At 73.6% G+C, this 19,824-nt stretch carries 15 protein-coding genes and 4 pseudogenes; 7 read left to right on the top strand and 12 right to left on the bottom strand.

All coding sequences use genetic code 11. From position 1 onward, the window contains the following. Positions 1-4 precede the first annotated feature (4 nt). Positions 5-820 carry an amino acid ABC transporter permease gene (locus ACQ95T_RS15745; RefSeq protein ID WP_431473085.1) on the top strand — a complete coding sequence of 272 codons (816 nt, stop codon included), beginning with the start codon at positions 5-7 and terminating at the stop codon, positions 818-820. Beyond that, complete coding sequence (gene ehuA, locus ACQ95T_RS15740; RefSeq protein ID WP_431473084.1) at positions 748-1,485, top strand: ectoine/hydroxyectoine ABC transporter ATP-binding protein EhuA; 738 nt, start codon at positions 748-750, stop codon at positions 1,483-1,485. Before ACQ95T_RS15745 ends, ehuA begins: the two co-directional genes overlap by 73 nt. A 13-nt stretch (positions 1,486-1,498) precedes the next feature. Here the strand turns inward: ehuA and ACQ95T_RS15735 are convergent, their stop codons facing one another. The 4 genes and pseudogenes from ACQ95T_RS15735 to ACQ95T_RS15720 all read right to left on the bottom strand — a co-directional run bounded on the left by ACQ95T_RS15735 (position 1,499) and on the right by ACQ95T_RS15720 (position 6,304). Next, positions 1,499-3,034, bottom strand: a complete 1,536-nt coding sequence (locus ACQ95T_RS15735; RefSeq protein ID WP_425943160.1) for a sensor histidine kinase — start codon at positions 3,032-3,034, stop codon at positions 1,499-1,501. An 11-nt stretch (positions 3,035-3,045) separates the two neighbouring features. Beyond that, positions 3,046-3,759: a response regulator transcription factor gene (locus ACQ95T_RS15730; RefSeq protein ID WP_425943159.1), complete on the bottom strand. Its 714-nt coding sequence runs from the start codon at positions 3,757-3,759 to the stop codon at positions 3,046-3,048. Beyond that, positions 3,692-4,468, bottom strand: a pseudogene (locus ACQ95T_RS15725) (HAD family hydrolase); the annotation flags it as partial. The gene ACQ95T_RS15730 and the pseudogene ACQ95T_RS15725, both read right to left, overlap by 68 nt. A gap of 116 nt (positions 4,469-4,584) precedes the next feature. Further along, positions 4,585-6,304: pseudogene (locus tag ACQ95T_RS15720) on the bottom strand (DNA repair helicase XPB). Between the two features lie 100 nt (positions 6,305-6,404). Between ACQ95T_RS15720 and ACQ95T_RS15715 the strand changes: the two are divergent. After that, entirely contained in the window at positions 6,405-8,747 is a 2,343-nt protein-coding gene (locus tag ACQ95T_RS15715) for a glycoside hydrolase family 65 protein (RefSeq protein WP_425943156.1), read from the top strand. Positions 8,748-8,876: 129 nt separating this feature from the next. Then, positions 8,877-9,824, top strand: coding sequence for a hydroxymethylglutaryl-CoA lyase (locus ACQ95T_RS15710; protein ID WP_425943155.1), 948 nt, complete (start codon positions 8,877-8,879; stop codon positions 9,822-9,824). 14 nt (positions 9,825-9,838) lie between these two features. Here ACQ95T_RS15710 and ACQ95T_RS15705 read toward each other — a convergent pair whose 3' ends face one another. Continuing rightward, entirely contained in the window at positions 9,839-10,165 is a 327-nt protein-coding gene (locus tag ACQ95T_RS15705; protein ID WP_431473921.1) for a hypothetical protein, read from the bottom strand. A 94-nt stretch (positions 10,166-10,259) separates the two neighbouring features. Then, positions 10,260-10,700 (bottom strand): annotated as a pseudogene (locus ACQ95T_RS15700) (SurA N-terminal domain-containing protein); the annotation flags it as partial. Positions 10,701-10,809: 109 nt separating this feature from the next. Here ACQ95T_RS15700 and ACQ95T_RS15695 point away from each other — a divergent pair. After that, positions 10,810-11,862, top strand: coding sequence for a lysylphosphatidylglycerol synthase domain-containing protein (locus tag ACQ95T_RS15695; RefSeq protein ID WP_425943153.1), 1,053 nt, complete (start codon positions 10,810-10,812; stop codon positions 11,860-11,862). On the opposite strand, the gene ACQ95T_RS15690 is transcribed toward ACQ95T_RS15695, so the two are convergent. Together ACQ95T_RS15690 and ACQ95T_RS15685 are read right to left on the bottom strand one after the other, a co-directional pair. After that, positions 11,832-13,430 (bottom strand): ABC transporter permease, encoded by a 1,599-nt coding sequence (locus tag ACQ95T_RS15690; protein ID WP_425943152.1) that lies wholly within the window; start codon positions 13,428-13,430, stop codon positions 11,832-11,834. The genes ACQ95T_RS15695 and ACQ95T_RS15690 overlap by 31 nt on opposite strands. Continuing rightward, positions 13,427-14,317, bottom strand: coding sequence for an ATP-binding cassette domain-containing protein (locus ACQ95T_RS15685; protein WP_425943151.1), 891 nt, complete (start codon positions 14,315-14,317; stop codon positions 13,427-13,429). Before ACQ95T_RS15685 ends, ACQ95T_RS15690 begins: the two co-directional genes overlap by 4 nt. Positions 14,318-14,406: 89 nt before the next feature. Between ACQ95T_RS15685 and ACQ95T_RS15680 the strand changes: the two genes are divergently transcribed. After that, positions 14,407-16,422, top strand: coding sequence for a M13 family metallopeptidase (locus tag ACQ95T_RS15680; protein WP_425943150.1), 2,016 nt, complete (start codon positions 14,407-14,409; stop codon positions 16,420-16,422). Between the two features lie 57 nt (positions 16,423-16,479). After that, positions 16,480-16,866, top strand: coding sequence for a DUF302 domain-containing protein (locus ACQ95T_RS15675; protein ID WP_425943149.1), 387 nt, complete (start codon positions 16,480-16,482; stop codon positions 16,864-16,866). A gap of 269 nt (positions 16,867-17,135) precedes the next feature. Here the strand turns inward: ACQ95T_RS15675 and ACQ95T_RS15670 are convergent. From ACQ95T_RS15670 to ACQ95T_RS15655, 4 genes and pseudogenes are all read right to left on the bottom strand, one after another. Then, a pseudogene (locus ACQ95T_RS15670) lies at positions 17,136-17,681 on the bottom strand (sugar phosphate isomerase/epimerase family protein); the annotation flags it as partial. 177 nt (positions 17,682-17,858) lie between these two features. After that, positions 17,859-18,005, bottom strand: a complete 147-nt coding sequence (locus ACQ95T_RS15665; protein WP_431473083.1) for a hypothetical protein — start codon at positions 18,003-18,005, stop codon at positions 17,859-17,861. After that, entirely contained in the window at positions 17,987-18,886 is a 900-nt protein-coding gene (locus tag ACQ95T_RS15660; RefSeq protein ID WP_431473082.1) for a Gfo/Idh/MocA family protein, read from the bottom strand. Before ACQ95T_RS15660 ends, ACQ95T_RS15665 begins: the two co-directional genes overlap by 19 nt. A gap of 7 nt (positions 18,887-18,893) precedes the next feature. After that, on the bottom strand, positions 18,894-19,721 hold the full coding sequence (locus ACQ95T_RS15655; protein ID WP_425943146.1) for a sugar phosphate isomerase/epimerase family protein: 828 nt from the start codon (positions 19,719-19,721) through the stop codon (positions 18,894-18,896). Positions 19,722-19,824: the final 103 nt, after the last annotated feature.

Genomic DNA, 19,824 nt, shown 5'->3' with positions numbered 1-19,824 from the left:
GCTGATGTTCGAGACAGAGCTCTTCCTGGAGGCCCTGCCCGTCCTCATCGAGGCGTTCGTCCGGGTCACGCTGGTGGTGACCGTGGTCGGTTCGCTGCTCGCCGCGGCGCTCGGCCTGGTCTGGGCGATCACGCTGCGGGAGCTGCCCGCCGTGGTCGCCCGCCCGCTGGCCTTCGTCCTGGACTTCATCCGGATGACGCCGCTGCCGGTGCACCTGCTGGTGATCTACTACGCGTTCACCGAGCTCAGCCCGATCACCGTGGGCATCCTCGTCATCGGCGTCCACTACTCGACCTACATGGCCGAGTCCTACCGGTCCGGCATCGAGTCGATCGGCAAGGGACAGTGGGAGGCGGCCAAGGCGCTGTCGCTGCCCCAGCACCGGACCTGGCGCGCGGTGATCCTGCCGCAGGCCATCCGCAACACCCTGCCCTCGCTGGGCAACTGGGCGATCGCGATGTTCAAGGACACCCCCTTCCTGATCTTCATCTCGGTGCCGGAGATGGTGACCGCCGCGCGCGAGTTCGGCGGCCGCCACTTCTCCTACGTCGAGGCGATGACCGTCGCCGGCCTGCTGTTTCCTGCTGGCCAGCTACCCCACCGCGGTCCTGATGCAGAAGCTGGAGAAGAAACTTGCCTACTGACCCGGACCACCGATCCCACCCCGACCCCGACGCCGGTCCGACCGGGTCGACCGACGGCCAGCGCCCCGGCGGCGGCGAGGAGCCCCGCGTCCGGTTCGAGGACGTGCAGAAGAAGTTCGGCCGCACGACGGTCCTGGAGGACCTCAACTTCACCGTCGACCGCGGCGAGCGGGTGACCCTCATCGGGCCCTCCGGGTCGGGGAAGACGACGATCCTGCGGCTGCTGATGACCCTGGAGACGCTGACCGGCGGCTACATCTGGGTGGACGGGGACCCGCTCACCCACGACCGGCGGGACGGGAAGCGGGTCGAGCTGCGAGCCAGGCAGGTCGCCGAGGTGCGCAAGCGCATCGGCATGGTCTTCCAGCAGTTCAACCTCTTCCCCAACATGACCGTGCTGCAGAACATCGTCGAGGCACCGATCCACGTGCTCGGCCAGAGCCGGGAGCAGGCCTCCGAGAACGCCCTGTCCCTGCTCGACAAGGTGGGGCTGGGTCACCGGGGCGACGCACACCCCACCGAGCTCTCGGGCGGCCAGCAGCAGCGGGTGGCCATCGCCCGCGCCCTGGCGATGGACCCGGAGATCCTCCTGCTGGACGAGGTCACCTCCGCGCTGGACCCCGAGCTCGTGGGCGACGTCCTCAACGTCCTCAAGGACGTGGCGGCGAGCACCGACATCACCATGCTCATCGTCACCCACGAGATGCAGTTCGCCCGCGACGTCTCCGACCGGGTGATGATGTTCGACGGCGGCCGCGTCCTGGAGGAGGCCCCGCCGGCGGAGCTGTTCGGCAACCCCCGCCACGAGCGCACCCAGAAGTTCCTCGAGGCCGTCGTCTGACGCAGGCGCGGGCTCAGGCGCCCGAGGACATCTCGTCCACGGACTCCTGCGCGTCCCACCCGTCGGGCGGGGCGGCGGGCAGCTCGACCCGGAAGGTCGCCCCGCCGCCGGGGGTCGGCCGGTGCCGCACCGAGCCACCGTGCCGCGCGACGATGGCCGCGACGATCGCCAGGCCCAGGCCGGTGCCGCCGGAGGCCCGGCTGCGGGAACGGTCGGCGCGGTAGAACCGCTCGAACGCGCGCTGGGCGGCGTCCTCCTCCAGTCCGGTGCCGTGGTCGCGGACCTCGACCGCCACGGTGCCGTCGGCCCGCCCCACCGCGACCTCCACGGGGGTGCCGGAAGGAGTGTGGGTCAGGGCGTTGGCGACCAGGTTGGTCAGCACCTGCCGCAGCGCCCCGTCCTCGCCGACGACGACCGAGGCGGCCGAGCGCTCCGCGTCCTCCAGGGCGACCAGGCGCACCGTCCGGTCCGGCGTGCGCACCCGCGCGTCCTGGACCGTGTCCGAGGCCAGCACGGTCAGGTCCACCCGGGTGGGCGACATCGGCGGCTCGGAGTCCAGCCGGGTGAGGGTCAGCAGGTCCTCCACGAGCCGGGACATGCGGGTGGCCTCGTCCTCGATCCGCCGCATCGCCCCCGGCACCTCGCCGGGGGGCACGGCCCCGACCCGGAACAGCTCGGCATACCCCTTGACCGTGGCCAGGGGCGTGCGCAGCTCGTGGGAGGCGTCGGCGACGAAGTCGCGCATCCGTCGTTCCGACCCCTGCCGCGCCGCGAAGGAGTGCTCGATCTGGGCCAGCATGCGGTTGAGCGAGTCCGCCAGGGAGCCGACCTCGTCGTTGGTCCCGCGCGGCGGGATGCGACGGGTCAGGTCGCCGGCCGCGATGGCGGCGGCGGTGTCCTCGATCCGGGTGAGGGGGCGGAAGGCCCGGCGCACGGCGAACCAGCCGAGCACCCCCACCAGGACCAGGGTGGTCAGTCCGATGACGGCGGTGAGCCAGGCCAGCGTGCGCACGGTGCTCTCCACGCTCGTCAGCGGCAGGGCCACCGCGATCGTCCCGCCGGTGCGTCCCTGGCCGTCGGTCAGCTGCGCGGCCAGCACCCGCCAGGAGCCCACGCCGTCCTCGCCGTCGACCGTGAAGTGCTCCCCGAGCCGGGGGTCCTCCACGTCGACGCGGTGCAGCGCGGGCATGCTCACCTCCAGCCGGTGCGGCTGGAAGACCCGCGTGCGGGCGGGGCTGGAGGGGTCGGCGGGGGTGAAGACGACGACGTAGGGGTTGGGCGGCACGAACGTCTGCTGCTCCAGGTCCACCTGCTCCCCGGTCGCCTCCTCCACGATCTGGCTGTAGGTGCGCTGGGCGAGCGGTTCGATGTAGGCGCCCAGGTCGGCGTCCGCCCGGTCGACGAGGTAGCCGCGGAGCATCATCAGCGACACCGACGTGGTGAGCACGTAGGCGGCCAGCACGAGCAGGACGACCACGGCGACGAGCCGGTGCGTCAGCGACAGCCCGTGCAGCCGCTGGTAGGTCCAGCTCCTCAGCCGGCGGATCACCCGCGCGGACCTCAGGTCGGCCGCGGCGCGCGCAGCACGTAGCCGACCCCGCGCTTGGTGTGGATCAGCGGGTCGCCGACGACGTCGATCTTGCGGCGCAGGTAGGAGATGTAGGACTCCACGATGTTCATCTCGCCGCGGAAGTCGTAGTCCCACACGTGGTCCAGGATCTGGCTCTTGGACAGCACCCGGCCGGGGTTGAGCATGAGGTAGCGCAGCAGCTTGAACTCGGTGGGGGAGACCTCGATGACCTTCCCGGCCCGCCGCACCTCGTGGCTGTCCTCGTCCAGCTCCAGGTCGGCGACCCGCAGGACGAGGTCGTCCTCGGGGTCCACGACCCGGGTGCGGCGCAGCACGGCCCGGATACGGGCGACCACCTCCTCCAGGCTGAACGGCTTGGTCACGTAGTCGTCGCCGCCGACCGTCAGGCCCTTGATCTTGTCGTCCAGGGAGTCGCGCGCGGTGAGGAAGACGATCGGCAGGTCGGCCCCCCGCTCGCGCAGGGTCCGCGTCACGCTGAAGCCGTCCATGTCGGGGAGCATGATGTCGAGCACGGCCAGGTCGATCTCGTGCTCGCCGGCCAGCTGCAGCGCGGTCCGCCCGTCGGGCGCGGCGTGCACGGTGAAGCCGGCGAAGCGCAGGCTGGTCGTGAGCAGCTCACGGATGTTCGTCTCGTCCTCGACCACCAGCAGGGTGGCCTCGGGCTCCTGGGTCGGCGCGCTCATGGTCCCCATGGTCCCCCGCGCTCCTGGGAGTCCTCTGGGAGCTGCCTGGGAGTGCGGTTCCCCTCACCCGGCGCTGCGGTCCAGCGGCGTGCGGTCCTCCCGGGCGGCCGGGGAGGGCTCCGCCGCGAGCAGACCGTCCCAGTCGGCCTCCAGCAGCTCCTCGGGGGTGCCGGCCACGTGCACCGCGCCGGCGTCCTCGAGCTCGACGCGGCCGAAGCCGCCGGAGAGCAGGGCCACGCACGGAGCTCCCATGCGGGCGGCCGCGGTGACGTCGTAGGTGGTGTCGCCGACCACGACGGCCGAGGACCCGCCCGCGGCCTCGGCGCGCGCTGGTCAGGATGTCCGGCTCGGGCTTGGAGTGCTCCGCGTCGTCCGAGCTGGTCGTGGCGGCCAGGGTGTCGGCGGGCAGGTCGAGCAGGCCGACCACGTGGTCGGTGAACCGGGCCTTCCCCGAGGAGGCCAGCGCCACCCGCACGCCCCGGCCGGACAGGAGGAGCACGAGGTCGCGGGCGCCGGGCAGCAGCACGATCTCGGGCAGGAGGCGCTCGTACTCCTCCTCCCAGCGCTCGCGCAGCGCGTCCCCGGAACGCTCCTCGACGTCGTCCCCGGCGACCGCGGCGACGAGCTTGTCCCCGCCCATGCCGATCGCCCGGTGCACCTGCCACAGCGGCGGCGTGAGGTCGTGCGCGGCGAAGGCCCTCGCCCAGGCGAGCGCGTGGTGGTAGGTGGTGTCGGCGAGCGTGCCGTCGACGTCGAGCAGGACGGTGTCGTGGGGAGCCATGCCCCCATTCCACCCGGTATGGCGTCCCGCGTCACCCCAGGGGGTCAGGCGCGGTCGAGGGTCTCCAGGTCGTCGGCGTCCACGATCCGGTAGGCGTAGCCCTGCTCGGCGAGGAAACGCTGGCGGTGGGCCGCGAACTCCGCGTCCACCGTGTCCCGGGCCACCGTGGTGTAGAAGTGCGCCGTGCGCCCGTCGCCCTTGGGCCGCAGCACCCGCCCGAGGCGCTGGGCCTCCTCCTGGCGGGATCCGAACGTGCCGGAGACCTGGATGGCCACGGAGGCCTCGGGCAGGTCGATGGAGAAGTTGGCGACCTTGCTGACCACGAGCAGGTCGATCTCGCCCTCGCGGAACTGTCGGAAGAGCTCCTGGCGCCGGGTGACGGTGGTGGCCCCGGTGATGAGGGGGGCCTCCAGCCGCTCCGCCAGCTGCTCGAGCTGGTCGAGGTACTGACCGATGACCAGGGTCGGCTCGCCCCGGTGACGCTCGACGAGCGTCTCGACGACCGCGTCCTTGGCCGGGGCGCAGGCGGCGAAGCGGTAGCGCGTCGTCCGGCTCGGCCACGGCATACGCCATCCGCATGGACTCCGGCAGGGAGACCCGCACCTCGACGCAGTCGGCCGGCGCGATCCACCCCTGGGCCTCGATGTCCTTCCAGGGGGCGTCGTAGCGCTTGGGGCCGATGAGGGAGAAGACGTCGGACTCGCGCCCGTCCTCGCGCACGAGGGTGGCCGTCAGCCCCAGGCGCCGGCGGGCCTGCAGGTCCGCGGTCATGCGGAAGATCGGGGCGGGCAGCAGGTGCACCTCGTCGTAGAGCACCAGGCCCCAGTCGCGGGCGTCGAGCAGGTCGAGGTGGGGGAAGACGCCCTTGCGCTTCGTCGTCAGCACCTGGTAGGTCGCGATGGTGACCGGGCGGATCTCCTTGCGGGCGCCGGAGTACTCACCGATCTCGTCCTCGGTGAGGCTCGTGCGGCGCAGCAGCTCCTCGCGCCACTGGCGGGCCGAGACGGTGTTGGTCACCAGGATCAGGGTCGTGGTCTGCGAGCGCGCCATCGCCCCCGCCCCGACGAGCGTCTTGCCGGCGCCGCACGGCAGCACCACGACGCCCGAGCCGCCGTCCCAGAAGCCGTCGACCGCCTGCTGCTGGTAGGGGCGCAGGGACCACGCGGGACTGCGCCCGCCGTGCCCGTCGTCCTTGCCCCCGGTCGCCAGCTCGATCGGATGGGCCTCGCCGTCGACGTAGCCGGCCAGGTCCTCCGCGGGCCAGCCGACCTTGAGCAGCTCCTGCTTCAGGTGGCCCCGCTCGGAGGCGTGCACGACCACGGAGTCCTCGTCGACGCGCTCGCCGACGAGGGGCTTGATCCGCTTGTGCCGCAGCACCTCGGTGAGCACCGCGCGGTCGGTCGTGCGCAGGACCAGACGGGTCACGGGCAGCCCGGTCTGCGGGTCGTTCTCCCCGTCGACGGGTTCCTTGGCCAGCGACAGGCGGCCGTAGCGGGCCATCGTGTCGGCGACGTCCACCAGGAGGGCCTGCGGCACCGGGTAGCGGCTGTGCGTGAGCAGGGCGTGCACCACCTGCTCGGCGTCGTGCCCCGCGGCCCGGGCGTTCCACAGCCCCAGGGGGGTGATGCGGTAGGTGTGCACGTGCTCCGGGGCTCGCTCCAGCTCGGCGAACGGCGCGACGTCACGACGGGCCGCCTCCGCGTCGGGGTGGTCGACCTCGAGGAGGAGGGTCTTGTCGGACTGGACGATCAGTGGGCCGTTCATCGTGGGGACAACGGTGCGCGGGGGTCCGGGCATTCCGGGTCGGCCGCCGGCGTGCGTCCGCCGGGTCGCGCGGACGCGCCGCTCACGGTAGGAAGTCGACGTGAGCGCACCGCACCTGGACGTCGACCCGTGGACCGTCCGTGAGCCCGAGGTCGACGTGGAGCGGCTGCCGGTCTCCGAGACGCTGTTCAGCCTGGCCAACGGTTTCGTCGGCCTGCGCGGCACCCTGGACGAGGGGCGTCCGTGCACGACCCGCGGCACCTTCCTGTCCGGCGTCTTCGAGACCTACCCCCTGTCCTACCCCGAGCGGGGGTACGGCGACCCGCCGGAGGGGCAGGCCGTCGTCTCGGTGGCCGACGGGACCGTGGTCCGGCTGGTCGTCGACGGCGCGGCGGTCGACGCCCGCAGCGTCCGTCCGCGCCGGCACGAGCGGACGCTCGACCTGCGCTCCGGCACCCTGGACCGGCACGTGGAGTGGACCCTGCCCTCGGGCACGACCCTGCAGGTCCGCTCCCGGCGTCTGGTCTCGCTGCGGGAACGGGCCGTGTGCGCCGTGCGCTACACGGTGCGGGCGGTGGACGGCCCCGCGCACCTCGTCCTGCGGTCCGACCTGGCCGGGCTCGTGGACCGCCCGTCGGTCACCAAGGGCGACCCCCGGGTCGAGGAGGTCCTCGCCGAACCGTTCGAGGTGCTGCGCCAGCACGCCGGCGCGGACGGCGGGGAGATGGTCGCCCGCACCAGGCGGTCGGACGTCGTGGTCGCGTCGGCCGTGGCCCACCGGGTGCAGGGCCCCGGGACGGTGGGGACCGAGCTGTCCGACCACACGGTGCGCACCACGGTGACGGCCGACCTGGCGGCGGGGGAGGAGCTGGTCCTGACCAAGGTCCTGGGCTACGCGTGGCAGCGGGAGGGCGACCCGGGGGACGTCCTCGACCTGGCCCGGGCCGCCGTCGTGTCGGGGAGCGACCTGGGGTGGGACGGGCTGCTGGCGGCCCAGCGCGAGGTGCTCGACGACTTCTGGGACACGGCCGACGTGGAGGTCGACGGCGACGGCGGGCCGGAGCTGCAGCAGGCGCTGCGCTACTGCCTCTTCCAGCTGTTCAGCTCCGCGGCGGTCATCAGCGACGCGCCGGTGGGGGCGAAGGGGCTGAGCGGCCTGGGCTACGACGGGCACACGTTCTGGGACATCGAGGGCTTCGTCGTCCCGGCGCTGACCCTGCTGCGGCCCGACGTGGCGCGACGGCTGCTGCGCTGGCGGGCCGGCTCGCTGGACGAGGCGCGCCGCCGGGCGGACGTCCTGGACCTGCAGGGGGCCACCTTCGCCTGGCGCACGATCGACGGCCGCGAGTGCTCGCCGTACTGGCCCGCCAGCACGGCCGCGATGCACGTCAACGCCGACGTCGTCCGGGCCTTCTGGCTGCACCGCAACGTCACCGGCGCGCCGTTCGACGACGACCTGAGGCTCGGCGAGATCCTCGTGGACACCGCCCGGCTGTGGATGTCGATGGGCCACCGCGACGCCGGGGGCGGGTGGCACCTGCTGGGGATGACCGGGCCGGACGAGTACACGGGGGTCGTGGACGACAACGTCTTCACCAACCTCATGGCGCGTCGCAACCTGCTGTGGGCGGCCGAGGCCGCGGAGGAGGAGCCCGCCCTGGTCGGCCGGCTCGACGTCGGGCCCGAGGAGGTCGACGCGTGGCGGGACGCCGCCGCGTCGGTGCACGTCCCGTGGGACGAGGAGCGGCAGGTGCATCCGATGAACGACCACTTCACCACCTACCGCGAGTGGCGCTTCGCCGACCACCAGGACTCCTATCCGCTGCAGGAGCACCACCACTACGCCAAGATCTACCGTCGCCAGGTGCTCAAGCAGGCCGACCTCGTCCAGGCCCTGTGGTGGTGCCGCGACGACTTCACCGACGAGGAGGTGGCGCGCGACCTGGACTACTACGAGGCCAGGACGGTGCGCGACTCCTCCCTCTCCGCGGCGGTCCAGGCGGTGGTCTGCGCCCAGGCCGGCCACCCGGACCTCGCGCTGCGCTACCTGCGGGAGACCGCCCTCGTGGACCTGCGCGACGTGCAGGGGGACACGGACGAGGGCCTGCACCTGGCCTCGGTCGCCGGCTCCTGGCTGGCGCTCGTGGCCGGGCTCGGGGGGCTGCGCGAGGACCGCGAGGAGCTGGAGCTCTCGCCGGTGCTGCCGCAGGCGCTGGAGCGGACGGCGTTCCACCTCACCTGGCGGGGCCGGGTGCTCCGGGTCGAGACGACGCGGGAGGGCACCACGGTCACGCTGCGGCGGGGGGAGGGGCCGGTGACCGTCGTGGTCGACGGGGCGGCCCTGCAGGTGCGGCCCGGGAGCCCGGTGCGCGTGCCGCTGCGGACCCCGTCGGCGCTGCTGCCGGAGCCGACGCAGCCGGTCGGTCGCGAGCCGCGCACCTGACCACTGGCTGCGAGCCGCGCACCTGACCCCGGGCCCCGCACCCGTCCCCGGTCCGCGCACCCGTCCCCGGTCCGCGCACCCCTTCCGCGCGGTGCTGCTCCCGTCGGTGGCTGGGGGATGATGGGGCCCATGACGCCGGAGTCCCGCCAGCTGCCGATGACCGTCCCGATGCCGGGGATGCCCGACCGGGTGACGATCTACGAGGTGGGTCCCCGGGACGGGTTGCAGAACGAGCCGACCTCGGTGCCGGTGGAGACCAAGGCAGAGTTCGTGCGCCGACTGCTGGACGCCGGGCTGGACACGGTCGAGCTGACCAGCTTCGTCCCGAAGCGGTGGGTGCCGCAGCTCGGTGACGCCGAAGAGCTGCTCGACCTGCTCGGACCCCTCGGCACCGGGCAGCAGCGTCCGGTCCTGGTCCCGAACGAGCGCGGCCTGGACCGTGCCCTGGACAAGGGCGTCGGCGCGGTCGCGGTGTTCGCCAGCGCCACCGAGACCTTCGCCCGAAAGAACCTCAACCGTTCGGTGGGCGAGTCCCTGGAGATGTTCGCCCCGGTGGTGCGCCGGGCCCTGGACGGCGGCGCCTGGGTGCGTGCCTACGTGTCCATGTGCTTCGGGGACCCCTGGGAGGGGCCCGTGCCGGTGGGCCAGGTCGTGGACGTGTGCTCCCACCTCATGGACCTGGGCTGCGACCAGCTCTCGATCGGCGACACGGTCGGGGTGGGGACGCCGGGACAGGTCGTCCGGCTGCTCTCGGCGCTGGACGCCGCCGGGATCGGGGCCGACCAGGTGGCCGTGCACTTCCACGACACCTACGGCCAGGCCCTCTCGAACACCCTCACGGCGCTGCAGCACGGGGTGAGCGTCGTCGACGCGGCCACCGGCGGCCTCGGCGGCTGCCCCTACGCACGGTCGGCCACCGGCAACCTCGCCACCGAGGACCTCGTCTGGGCCCTCGACGGTATGGGCGTGGAGACCGGCGTCGACCTCGACGCCCTGGTCGCCACGAGCACCTGGATGGCCGAGCAGCTGGGACGCCCGGCCCCCTCCAGGGTGGTGCGCGCCCTCGCCGGCGGCTGAGGGCAGCCCGCCGGTCAGAGGTTCCGGACGATCTCCGCGTCCTCCTCCAGCTCCTCGAGGATGGTGGCCAGCGCCTCGTTCTCACGCTCCCGGGTGAGCTGCTCGGCCAGCTGCTCCTGCACGTCGTCGAACGCGGGGACCGAGCTGTCGTCCGCCCCGCCGGTGGCCGCGGCGTCGTCCGCGCCGTCGACGCTGCCGGTGAGCTCCTCGTAGTAGGCGCGCAGCTCCTCCTCGCTCGGGGCCTGCACCTGTCCCTGCTCCTGCACCAGCTCGTCGATGAGCAGCAGCCGGCCCACCTCCTCGCGGACCTGCTCCTCGGCCATCCCCTGCTCGCCCAGCACGGCGACGAGCTCGTCCCCCGGAACCGACCCCGTTGAGCTCGGCCAGCGTGTCGAGCTCGGCGTCGATCTCCTCGTTGCTGGCCTCCAGGCCCAGCCGCTCGCCCTCCTGGGTCAGCAGGGCGCTGCCGACGAGGGACTCGAGGACACCCTCGCTCAGCGCGACCTCGTCGACCGGGGGGCCGCCCGCCTGCTCCTGCTGCCGGCTGGCCTCCAGCTGCTGCTCGAACACCTCGACGAAGTCCGCCCGGGTGATCTGCTCGCCGTTGACCTCGGCGACGGGGTCGGGCAGGGCGTCGGGGTCGATCCCCGCGGTCCCGTCGGCCGTGGCCGATCCGGCATCGGTGGTGGCGGAGGCCGCGTCCGCACCGGAGCCGGCGTCCGCCCCGGAGGTGACGGCGGCGTCGTCGCCCTGGCCGTCCTGACCGTCGGGGGTCGAGCAGGCCGCGAGGGCGAGCGTGGCGGCGAGGGCGATCCCCAGGGCGCCGCGGCTCCTGCTGCGGGTCGTGCCGGTCACGGGCTGCAGGATGCGTCGCATCCTGGTGATGCTACGGGCCGGGTCTGGACGTCGGTCCCAGCCGGGCTCCAGCCGGCTCCCAGGTGCGAGAACCCCCGGCGGGCGCGAGGGGCGGATACGCTCGCGGGTCATGACCGGTCCCGGGGAGAGTACGTCGCGGGAGCGCGGCGTCGGCCCCTCGGGTGCCGGGGACCCCGGCGGCACCGCGGGTGCTGAGCGCCCGGTCGGCACGGCGGGGCGCGTGCTGGCGGGCCTGCGCTCGCGGTGGGTCCGACGGGGGTTCGTCGTCGCCGCGGTGGCGGCGGCGGTCGTCGCCGTGGCCCTCGAGCGCGAGGCGGTCGGGCAGGCGCTGCGCCAGGTCTCGTGGTCGTTCGTGGCGCTCGCGTCGGCGCTCTCCCTGCTCAACGTCCTCTTCGCGGCCCTGTCGTGGCGGGCGGTCGCGGGCGGGCACGGGGTGCGGCTGGGGGTGCGCGACGCCGCGGTGGTCTACCTGGTGGGGCAGGTCGGCAAGTACCTGCCCGGTGGCGTCTGGAACCTGCTCGCCTCCGCCGAGCTCGGCCGCGACCGCGGGGTCGGCCGACGGCGCACCGTCGGGACCCTCCTCGTGGGCGTGCTCCTCTCCGCACTGGTGGGTGGCCTGCTCGTGCTGCTCACCCTGCCCGGGGTGCCGGGAACCCCCCTGGCGACCCACGGATGGTTGACGCTCCTGGCGCCGCTGGCCCTGCTCGCGATGCTCCCGCCGGTCCTCGACCGGGTGCTCGGCCTCTTCCTGCGCGTCGCCCGGCAGCCGCCGGCCGCCGAACGGCTGGACGCCGCCGCGGTCGCCGTGGGCTCGCTCTGGTCGCTGGCCTCCTGGGTCGCGATCGGTCTCCAGGTCCTCGTGCTGGCCGTGGCCGTCGGCGCGGACCCCGGCCTGCCGCTGCTCAGGCTCTCGGTGGGCGGTTACGCGCTCGCGTGGATCGTGGGCACCGCCCTGGTGTTCCTGCCCGCGGGGGTGGGGGCCCGGGAGGCCGTCCTGGCCCTGGCGATGGCCCCGGTGCTGGACGCGGGTGGCATCCTCGTCGTCGTCCTGCTCTCGCGGGTGCTCCTCACCCTGGGCGACCTGGGTGCCGCGAGCGGAGCGCTGGCCGTGCAGCGGTGGTGGCCGGGAGGTCAGCCGGTGCCGACGTCCCGGCGGCGGTAGCCCGCCAGGCCCACCGCCATGAGGGCCACCGCCGCCAGGGTGGTCGCCAGCACCGGCGTCCAGGCCATCTCCTCCACCGGCAGCGTGGGCAGCGGTTCCCAGGGGGTCAGGGCGGTGAGCCATCCGGGCAGTCCCAGGGTAGTCCCCACCCAGACCATGAACAGGGACCACCCGAGCAGCAGCCACACCAGCCATCCGGCCCGCGGGACCCAGCCGTGCAGCGCCACGGCCACCCCGAGGACGAGCAGGGCGCCGGGCGCCAGCGCCAGCGAGGCCCCGGTCGCCCTGGTGACGACGTCGCCGCTGCCGGTCTCCACCGCGTAGGGCGCCCCGAGGAGGGCCCCGAAGAGCGCAGACGTGCCGAGACCGACCACGACCGCGACGGCCAGGTGCGACAGGGCGAACCGGGTGCGCCGGACCGCGGTGGACAGGACGAGCTCGGCGTGGCCCAGGCGCTCCTCGGCGGCCAGCCGCTGCCAGACGAGCACGACGAGCACGGCGATGAGCACCGAGACCAGACCGAGCATCGCCACGTAGAAGGCGTCGACGAGCTGGTCCGCGCCGCCTCCCATCCGCCGCAGCACGACCTCGAACTGGGGCAGGTCGGCGATCATCCGCTCGAAGCTGCCGGTCAGCGAGCCCATCCCCAGGGCGAAGACCGACAGTCCCAGCACCCAGCCGAGCACCCCGGGGCGGTGCAGGCGCCAGGCCAGCCCCAGCGGCGAGCGCAGCCCGGGCGCGGCTCCCGCCGGACCCGGCCGGACGGCATACACCCCCGACCCGTGGTCGCGCCGCTCCTCCAGGGCGAAGGCGCCGACCACGAGGAGCGCGGTGAGCACCAGGGGCAGGAGGAGGACCGCCCAGCGCTCCTCGGCGTAGGGCCTGGCCAGGGCCATCCACTCCACCGGGGAGGCCCAGCGCAGAGCCTGCACCGTCGAACCGTCCGCGGCGGCGTCGGCCACCGCCCGCAGCAGGTAGGCGCCACCCAGCACCGCCAGGCCCAGACCGCGGGCGGCCCGGGCGCTCGCCGTCAGCTGGGCGGTCACCGCGCCCACGCCGACGAACACGGCGCCGGTGAGGGCCGTGCCGACGCCGAAGGCGACCGACCCGCCCACCGGCTCGCCCACGAGCACCATGCCCACCGTCAGCAGCAGGCCCAGGACCCCGACGGCCAGCAGGCCGACGACCAGCGCGGCGGTCAACGGGGCGTGCCGGCCCACGACGCCGGAGCGCAGCAGCTCGGTGCGGCCCTCCTCCTCGTCGGCCCGGGTCACCCGGACCACGCCCAGCACCGCCATCAGCCCGGCCAGGGTGGCCACGAAGGTGCCGACGCGCCAGACGGTGAAGCCGCCCGGGGTGGTGAGGTCGTGCGGCGGGCCGAGCATGGCGCGCATCGTGGGGTTGGCGGCCATGACGTCCAGGGCGCCCGCCCCGGCCAGCCCGCCGACGACCGTCTCGTAGGCCGCCGCGGTGGCGGGCGCGAGGACCGCCAGGCCGACCACCCAGGCCAGGTAGTACCAGCGGCTGCGGCGCAGCGCCAGCGCGACGAGGGCCCGGGTGCCGGTCATCGGCGCGAGCCGTCGTAGTGCCGCAGGAACAGCTGCTCCAGGGTGGGCGGGGAGGAGCGCAGGCTGCGCACGCCCAGGGGCAGGAGCCGGGCCAGCAGGTCGCCCAGGGCGACGTCGTCGACCTGGCAGGTCAGCAGGTGGCCGTCGACCACCGCGTCGTGCACGCCGGGGGCGTGCGCCAGCTCGGGCGGGACCGGCGTGGCCAGCTCGGCCTCCACCTGCGTGCGGGTCAGGTGGCGCAGCTCGGCCAGCGTGCCGCTCTCCACGACCCGGCCGGCGCGGATGATGGAGACCCGGTCGCACTGGTGCTCCACCTCCGAGAGGATGTGGCTGGAGAGCAGGACGGTGCGCCCCCGTCCCCGCTGCTCGCCGACCACCTCGCGGAACTGCGCCTCCATGAGCGGGTCCAGGCCCGAGGTCGGCTCGTCGAGGAGCAGGAGCTCGACGTCGGAGGCCAGTGCGGCCACGAGCGCGACCTTCTGCCGGTTGCCCTTGGAGTAGGTCGAGCCCCGGCGCCGGGGGTCCAGGTCGAAGCGGTCGAGCAGCTCGTCCCGGCGGGCCGGGTCCAGGCCGCCCCGCAGCCGTCCGAGCAGGTCGATGACCTCGCCGCCGGTCAGACCGGGCCACAGCGCGACGTCACCCGGGACGTAGGCCAGCCGGCGGTGCAGCTGGGCGGCGTCGGCCCAGGGGTCGCCACCGAGCAGCCGGGCGGAGCCGCCGTCGGGGCGCAGCAGCCCGAGCAGGACGCGCAGGGTGGTCGACTTGCCCGACCCGTTGGGACCCAGGAAGCCGTGCACCTCCCCCTGGGCCACCGACATCGTCAGGCCGTCCAGCGCGACCGTGCTCCCGAACCGCTTGGTCAGATCCCGGATCTGGATCGGGTCCATGGGCGCAATCTACGCCCGTCCACCGACCCGGCGCCGCGCCGCGCAGGCCGGGCGCGCGCACCCGCCGGGGCGCCGCATACGGTGGGGGTATGCAGTTCTTCACCGACAGTGCCGCCGACACCGCCGGGGCCCGCGCCTCCGGCATCGACCGAGCCCTCATGGACCCTGCGGTCCGGCCCCAGGACGACCTGTTCGCCCACGTGAACGGCACCTGGCTGGCCACCGCCGAGATCCCTGCCGACCGCGCGCGCTACGGCGCCTTCGACATGCTGCGGGAGAACGCCGAGACCCACGTCCGCGAGCTCATCGAGCAGGCGGCCGCACGGCGCCCCGCGCCGGACAGCCCCGAGGGCAAGGTCGGCGCGCTCTACGCCAGCTTCATGGACACCGACCGGGTCGCCTCGCTCGGCACCGACCCGCTCGTCGGGCCGCTGGGCCGGATCGCGGCGGTCACCACCCCGGTCGACGTCGTGCGGGTCAGTGCCCAGCAGGAGCGGGAGGGGGCCGACGGACTGGTGAGCACCTGGGTCACCGCCGACGCGGGAAGCCCGGAGGAGTACATCGCCTACCTGCACCAGGGGGCCATCGGTCTGCCCGACGAGGCCTACTACACCGACGAGGAGCACGAGGGCGTGCGGGAGGCCTACCGGACCTACCTGGCCCGGCTCCTCGAGCTGGCCGCCCCGGCGCTGTCCGGCGCGGGGCTGGACCTGGGTGAGGACCCGGTCGCGGCGGTCTATGCCCTCGAGGAACGGATCGCGGCCGCCCACTGGGACCGCGTGGCCGCCCGGGACGCCGTCCGCTCCTACACGCGGCTGGACCGGGAGGAGCTGTCCGGGCGGACCCCGGGCTGGGACTGGGACGCCTGGGCCGAGGGTCTGGGGGCGCCCGCGGGGGCGCTCGAGCGGGTCGTGGCCCGCCAGCCCGACGTGCTGGCCGCGGTCGCTCTTGCCCTGCAGGAGGTGCCGGTCGGGCACTGGCGCGCCTGGCTGACCGTCCGCCTGCTCGACGCCACCGCGCCCTACCTCACCGAGGAGCTGGTCGCCGCGCACTTCGACTTCCACGGGCGGGCCCTGTCGGGCACCCCGGAGAACAAGGAGCGGTGGAAGCGGGGCGTGGCGCTCGTGGAGGGCCTGCTCGGCGAGGCGGCCGGCGAGCTCTACGTCGCCGAGCACTTCCCGCCGGCCGCCCGGGAGCGCATGGAGCAGCTCGTGGAGCACGTCGTGGCGGCGTTCCGGCAGCGCATCGGAGAGCTGGAGTGGATGAGCCCGGAGACCCGCGACCGCGCCCTGGAGAAGCTGGCCGCGTTCCGGCCCAAGATCGGGCACCCGCCGGCCTTCCGCGACTACTCGGCCTACGAGCTGGACGCCACCGACCTGCTCGGCAACGTCCGGCGCGGCAGCGCGTTCGAGACCGACCGGCAGCTGGCCAAGGTCGGCCGGCCCATCGACCGCGACGAGTGGCTGATGACGCCGCAGACCGTGAACGCCTACTACCACCCGATGCTCAACGAGATCGTCTTCCCCGCGGCGATCCTGCAGCCGCCGTTCTTCGACGTCGACGCCGACGACGCGGTCAACTACGGCGGCATCGGGGCGGTCATCGCCCACGAGATCGGGCACGGGTTCGACGACCAGGGCAGCCGCTACGCCGGCGACGGGTCGCTCACCGACTGGTGGACCGAGCAGGACCGGGAGCGCTTCGACGCCCGCGCCCAGCGCCTCGTCGAGCAGTTCGGCACGCTCTCCCCGCGCGACCTCCCCGACGACGCCACCGTCAACGGCGGACTGACCGTCGGGGAGAACATCGGCGACCTGTGCGGGCTCGAGCTGGCCCACCTGGCCTACCGGATCGCCACCGACGGGCAGGCTCCGCAGATCGAGGGCTGGACCGCCGACCAGCGGTTCTTCCTGGGCTGGGCCTCGGTATGGCGCACCACCGCCCGCCCGGAGGAGGCCCGCCGCCTGCTGTCCGTCGACCCCCACGCGCCGGCGGACCTGCGGGCCAACACGGTGCGCAACGTCGACGCCTTCCACGAGGCCTTCGGCACCGCCGAGGGCGACGACCTGTGGCTCGCGCCCCAGGAGAGGGTGCGGGTCTTCTAGGCGACCCCCGGCCCGCGCCACGTCACGATCCGCACCACGTCAACGAGAGGAAGCACCATGAGCTACACCATCGGCGTCACCGTCGAGCAGGACTACGCGAGCACCGTCGAGGCCACCCGGGCGGCGCTGGCCGACCAGGGCTTCGGCGTGCTCACCGAGATCGACTTCGCCAAGACCCTCAAGGAGAAGCTCGACGTGGACGTGCCCGCCCACGTCGTGCTGGGCGCCTGCCGTCCGCCGCTGGCGCACCAGGCCCTGCAGATCGACCCGGCCGTGGGTACCGTCCTGCCGTGCAACGTGGCCGTGCGCGACCTGGGTGACGGCACCACCCGCGTGGAGGCCTTCGACCCGGACGCCATGAGCCAGCTGGCCGGCGACGCGTTCGCCCCGGTGGCCGCGGACGCCAAGGAGCGGCTGCAGAAGGCGCTCGACTCCCTCGTCTGACCCGGGCTCGACCCGGCACGCCCGGGTCGGGCACGCGTCTGGACCAGCGAGGTCCGACCCGTCACCGCGAGGGTTCCTTCAGAGCAGGCCCTCGTAGCCCAGGGCGAGGAGGTTGTCGCGGGAGGTGACGAGGCAGTCGAACGGGTCGCGGCCGTACTGCTCGTCCTGTTCGATGAGCAGGTACTTGGCCCCGGAGGCGACGGCCTGTCGATGACCTCACGCCACTCCAGGTTGCCCTCGCCGACCTCGCCGAACTGGACGACCCCGGTGAAGGCGGCCATGAACGCCGCGAGGTCTCCGGCGCGCAGCGCGTCGAAGGCCGTCGGGTCGATGGCGCCGACGCGGTAGTCCTTGAGGTGGACGAGGTCGATGAGGCCGGCGTACTTCTGCAGGGTGCGCACCGGGTCCTTGCCGCCGCGCTGGACCCAGTGGACATCGATCTCGAGGCGCATGCGCGGGGCCTCCGCTCGGATGACGTCGAGGATCAGCTCGCCGCCCACCTTCGCGAACTCGACGTGGTGGTTGTGGTAGTGGAGGCCGATGCCCTCGTCGGCGAGGCGCCCCGCGAGCTGGTCGGCCTGGTGGCAGAAGTCCAGCAGCGCCTCGTGGGAGGTCATTGCGGAGAAGGGCATCATGCCGATCCGCACCATGGTGGCTCCCAGGGTGCGGGCATCGGCGACGATCTTGTCGAAGTTCGTGGTCAGGGAGTCGTTCGGTGAACCTTCGTAGGCCTCCACCGCCGCCGAGAGCGCGGCGTAGTCGATGCCGAGCTCCTCGCGGGCACGCGCCATCTCGGCGACGTTCTCGGCCGTCATCGGGATCTGCGACACCTCGACCGCACGGAACCCGATGTCGCGCAGGCGCCGGAGGGTCTCGAACGGCCCGAGCTCCTCGACCGGGGACTTGAGCATCATCATCTGGACGCCGATGGTGGCCATGCGAACTCCTTCTCGGTGGGGGCGCCCGACCGGGGTGGCCGGCGCCGGGGCGATTCAGACGCCGGGGACGGACAGACGGCTCTGCCTGTAGACGTCCTGGACGATGCGGAGGGACTTCATCGCCTCGCGCGGGCTGAGCCAGAACGGCTCCTTCTCACCGCGGCGGTCGTAGAAGTCCTCGATCAGCAGCTCGTGGGACACGCCCCAGTAGGACCTGCCCGTCGAGGGCGCGCGGCGCTCGGGCACGACCACGGTGCGGCCGTCGGCGTAGTGACGCTGAGGTCGTGGCGGATCGAGAGGGTGGCTCCCTCGGTGACGATGTCGATCGTGACGGGTGCGTGGACGACGTTCGCGAGGGTGGCGAAGAGCACGCTCCTGGCCCCACCGGCGTGGTCGAGGACCATCTCGGCCGTGTCCTCCACCTCGATGACGTCGGCGTAGACGTGCGAGGTCGCGCTCCCGCGGACCCGCACCACGTCGCCGACCAGCCACTGGACGAGGTCGACGGTGTGGATGGCCTGGTTCATGAGCACCCCACCACCGCTGCTGGCCATCAGGCCCCGCCACGGCTTCGCCTGGTAGTACCCGGCCGTCCGGGTCCACATCACCGTCGCACTGGCGCCCAGGACGGCGCCGAGCTCACCGGAGTCCAGGAGGGTGCGCGCGGCCTGAGCGGTGGCGTTGTACCGGTTCTGGAAGCACACGCCCGCCCGGGCAGTCCCGGCCTCGGCGGCGGCGACGAGCCGCTCGCCCTCGCCGACGGAGGCGGCCAGGGGCTTCTCGGTCAGGACGTCCACCCCGTCCGCGAGGCAGTCGAGGGCCACGGGGACGTGCTGATCGTGCGTCGTGCAGACGTGGACCACGTCGGGTCGCGCCTCCGCCAGCAGGGCGCGGTGGTCGGCGAAGCCGGGGACGCCCCAGGCGTCGACCGCGGCGGCGAGCGCACGCGGGTCGGTGTCGCAGACGGCCACGAGCTCGGCGCCGTCCATGGCCGCGAGGGCCTCGAGGTGGACGATCGAGACGTCGCCGCAGCCGACGACGGCCGCCCGGGGCACGGCCCGCTTTCCCGGGCCGGTCAGCATGCGCCGCTCATCGGTACGCGATGCCCTCGGAGTCCAGCAGTCCGGTAAAGGCCTCCCAGGCCTCGGTGAACAGCTCCGGCCCGGAGAAGCCGCCGAGGCTGTGCGCCTGGCTCAGGTGCGGCTCGAGGGAGAAGAAGCCTTCGAAGCCGTCCTCCCGGAGGGCGCGGAGAGTCTCGCGGACCTCCCCGTCGCCGCGCCCCGCAGGCACCACCTCGCCGTCCGCCATGGTCGCGTCCTTGATCTGGACGTACTCGAGGAAGGGGCGGATCTGGGCGAAGGCCTCGGAGAAGGGCCGGACGCCGACCTGGACGAAGTTGGCCGCGTCCCACGCCGCCCGGAGGTGGGGTGAGCCGACGGTCTCGAGGAGGTCGACGCAGCGGCGCGGGATGTCGCCGTAGATCTCCTTCTCGTTCTCGTGGAGCAGGACGACGTCGCCCTCGGCGGCGATGTCGGCCAGGGCGCGCATGCGGTCGACGACCTCGTCGCGGTGGGAGTCCGGGTCGTCACCGGGGCGGATGAAGAAGGAGAAGATCCGGATGTACGGCGCGCCGAAGTGGTGGGCGACCTCGACGGCGTGGCGGGCCCGGGCCTGGTGCTCCGCGAAGTCCTCGTCGATGAAGATCTTTCCGATCGGTGAGCCGATGCTCGAGACGCGCAGGCCGTGGGCGTCGAGGATCTCCTTGGCCCGGGCGAGCTGGTCCGCGTCGAGGTCGAGGACGTTCGTGCCCCAGGCGCTGCGCAGCTCGACGAAGCCCATGCCGAGCTTGCGCACCAGGGCGCACTGCTCCTGCAGGTCGGGGGAGATCTCGTCGGAGAAACCGGACAGGGTCCACATGGCGCTGCTCCTCGCTGGGGTGACGGGTCCTGTCCACTGTGATGCCCGGCGACGGTGCACACCGAGGGTTGCCATCAGTTGCCACCGAATCGGCGGGAGTGGC

This window comes from Ornithinimicrobium carbonis, assembly GCF_050703245.1.
Lineage (GTDB): Bacteria > Actinomycetota > Actinomycetes > Actinomycetales > Dermatophilaceae > Ornithinicoccus.
This window is presented reverse-complemented; position numbering and strand designations above follow the sequence as displayed.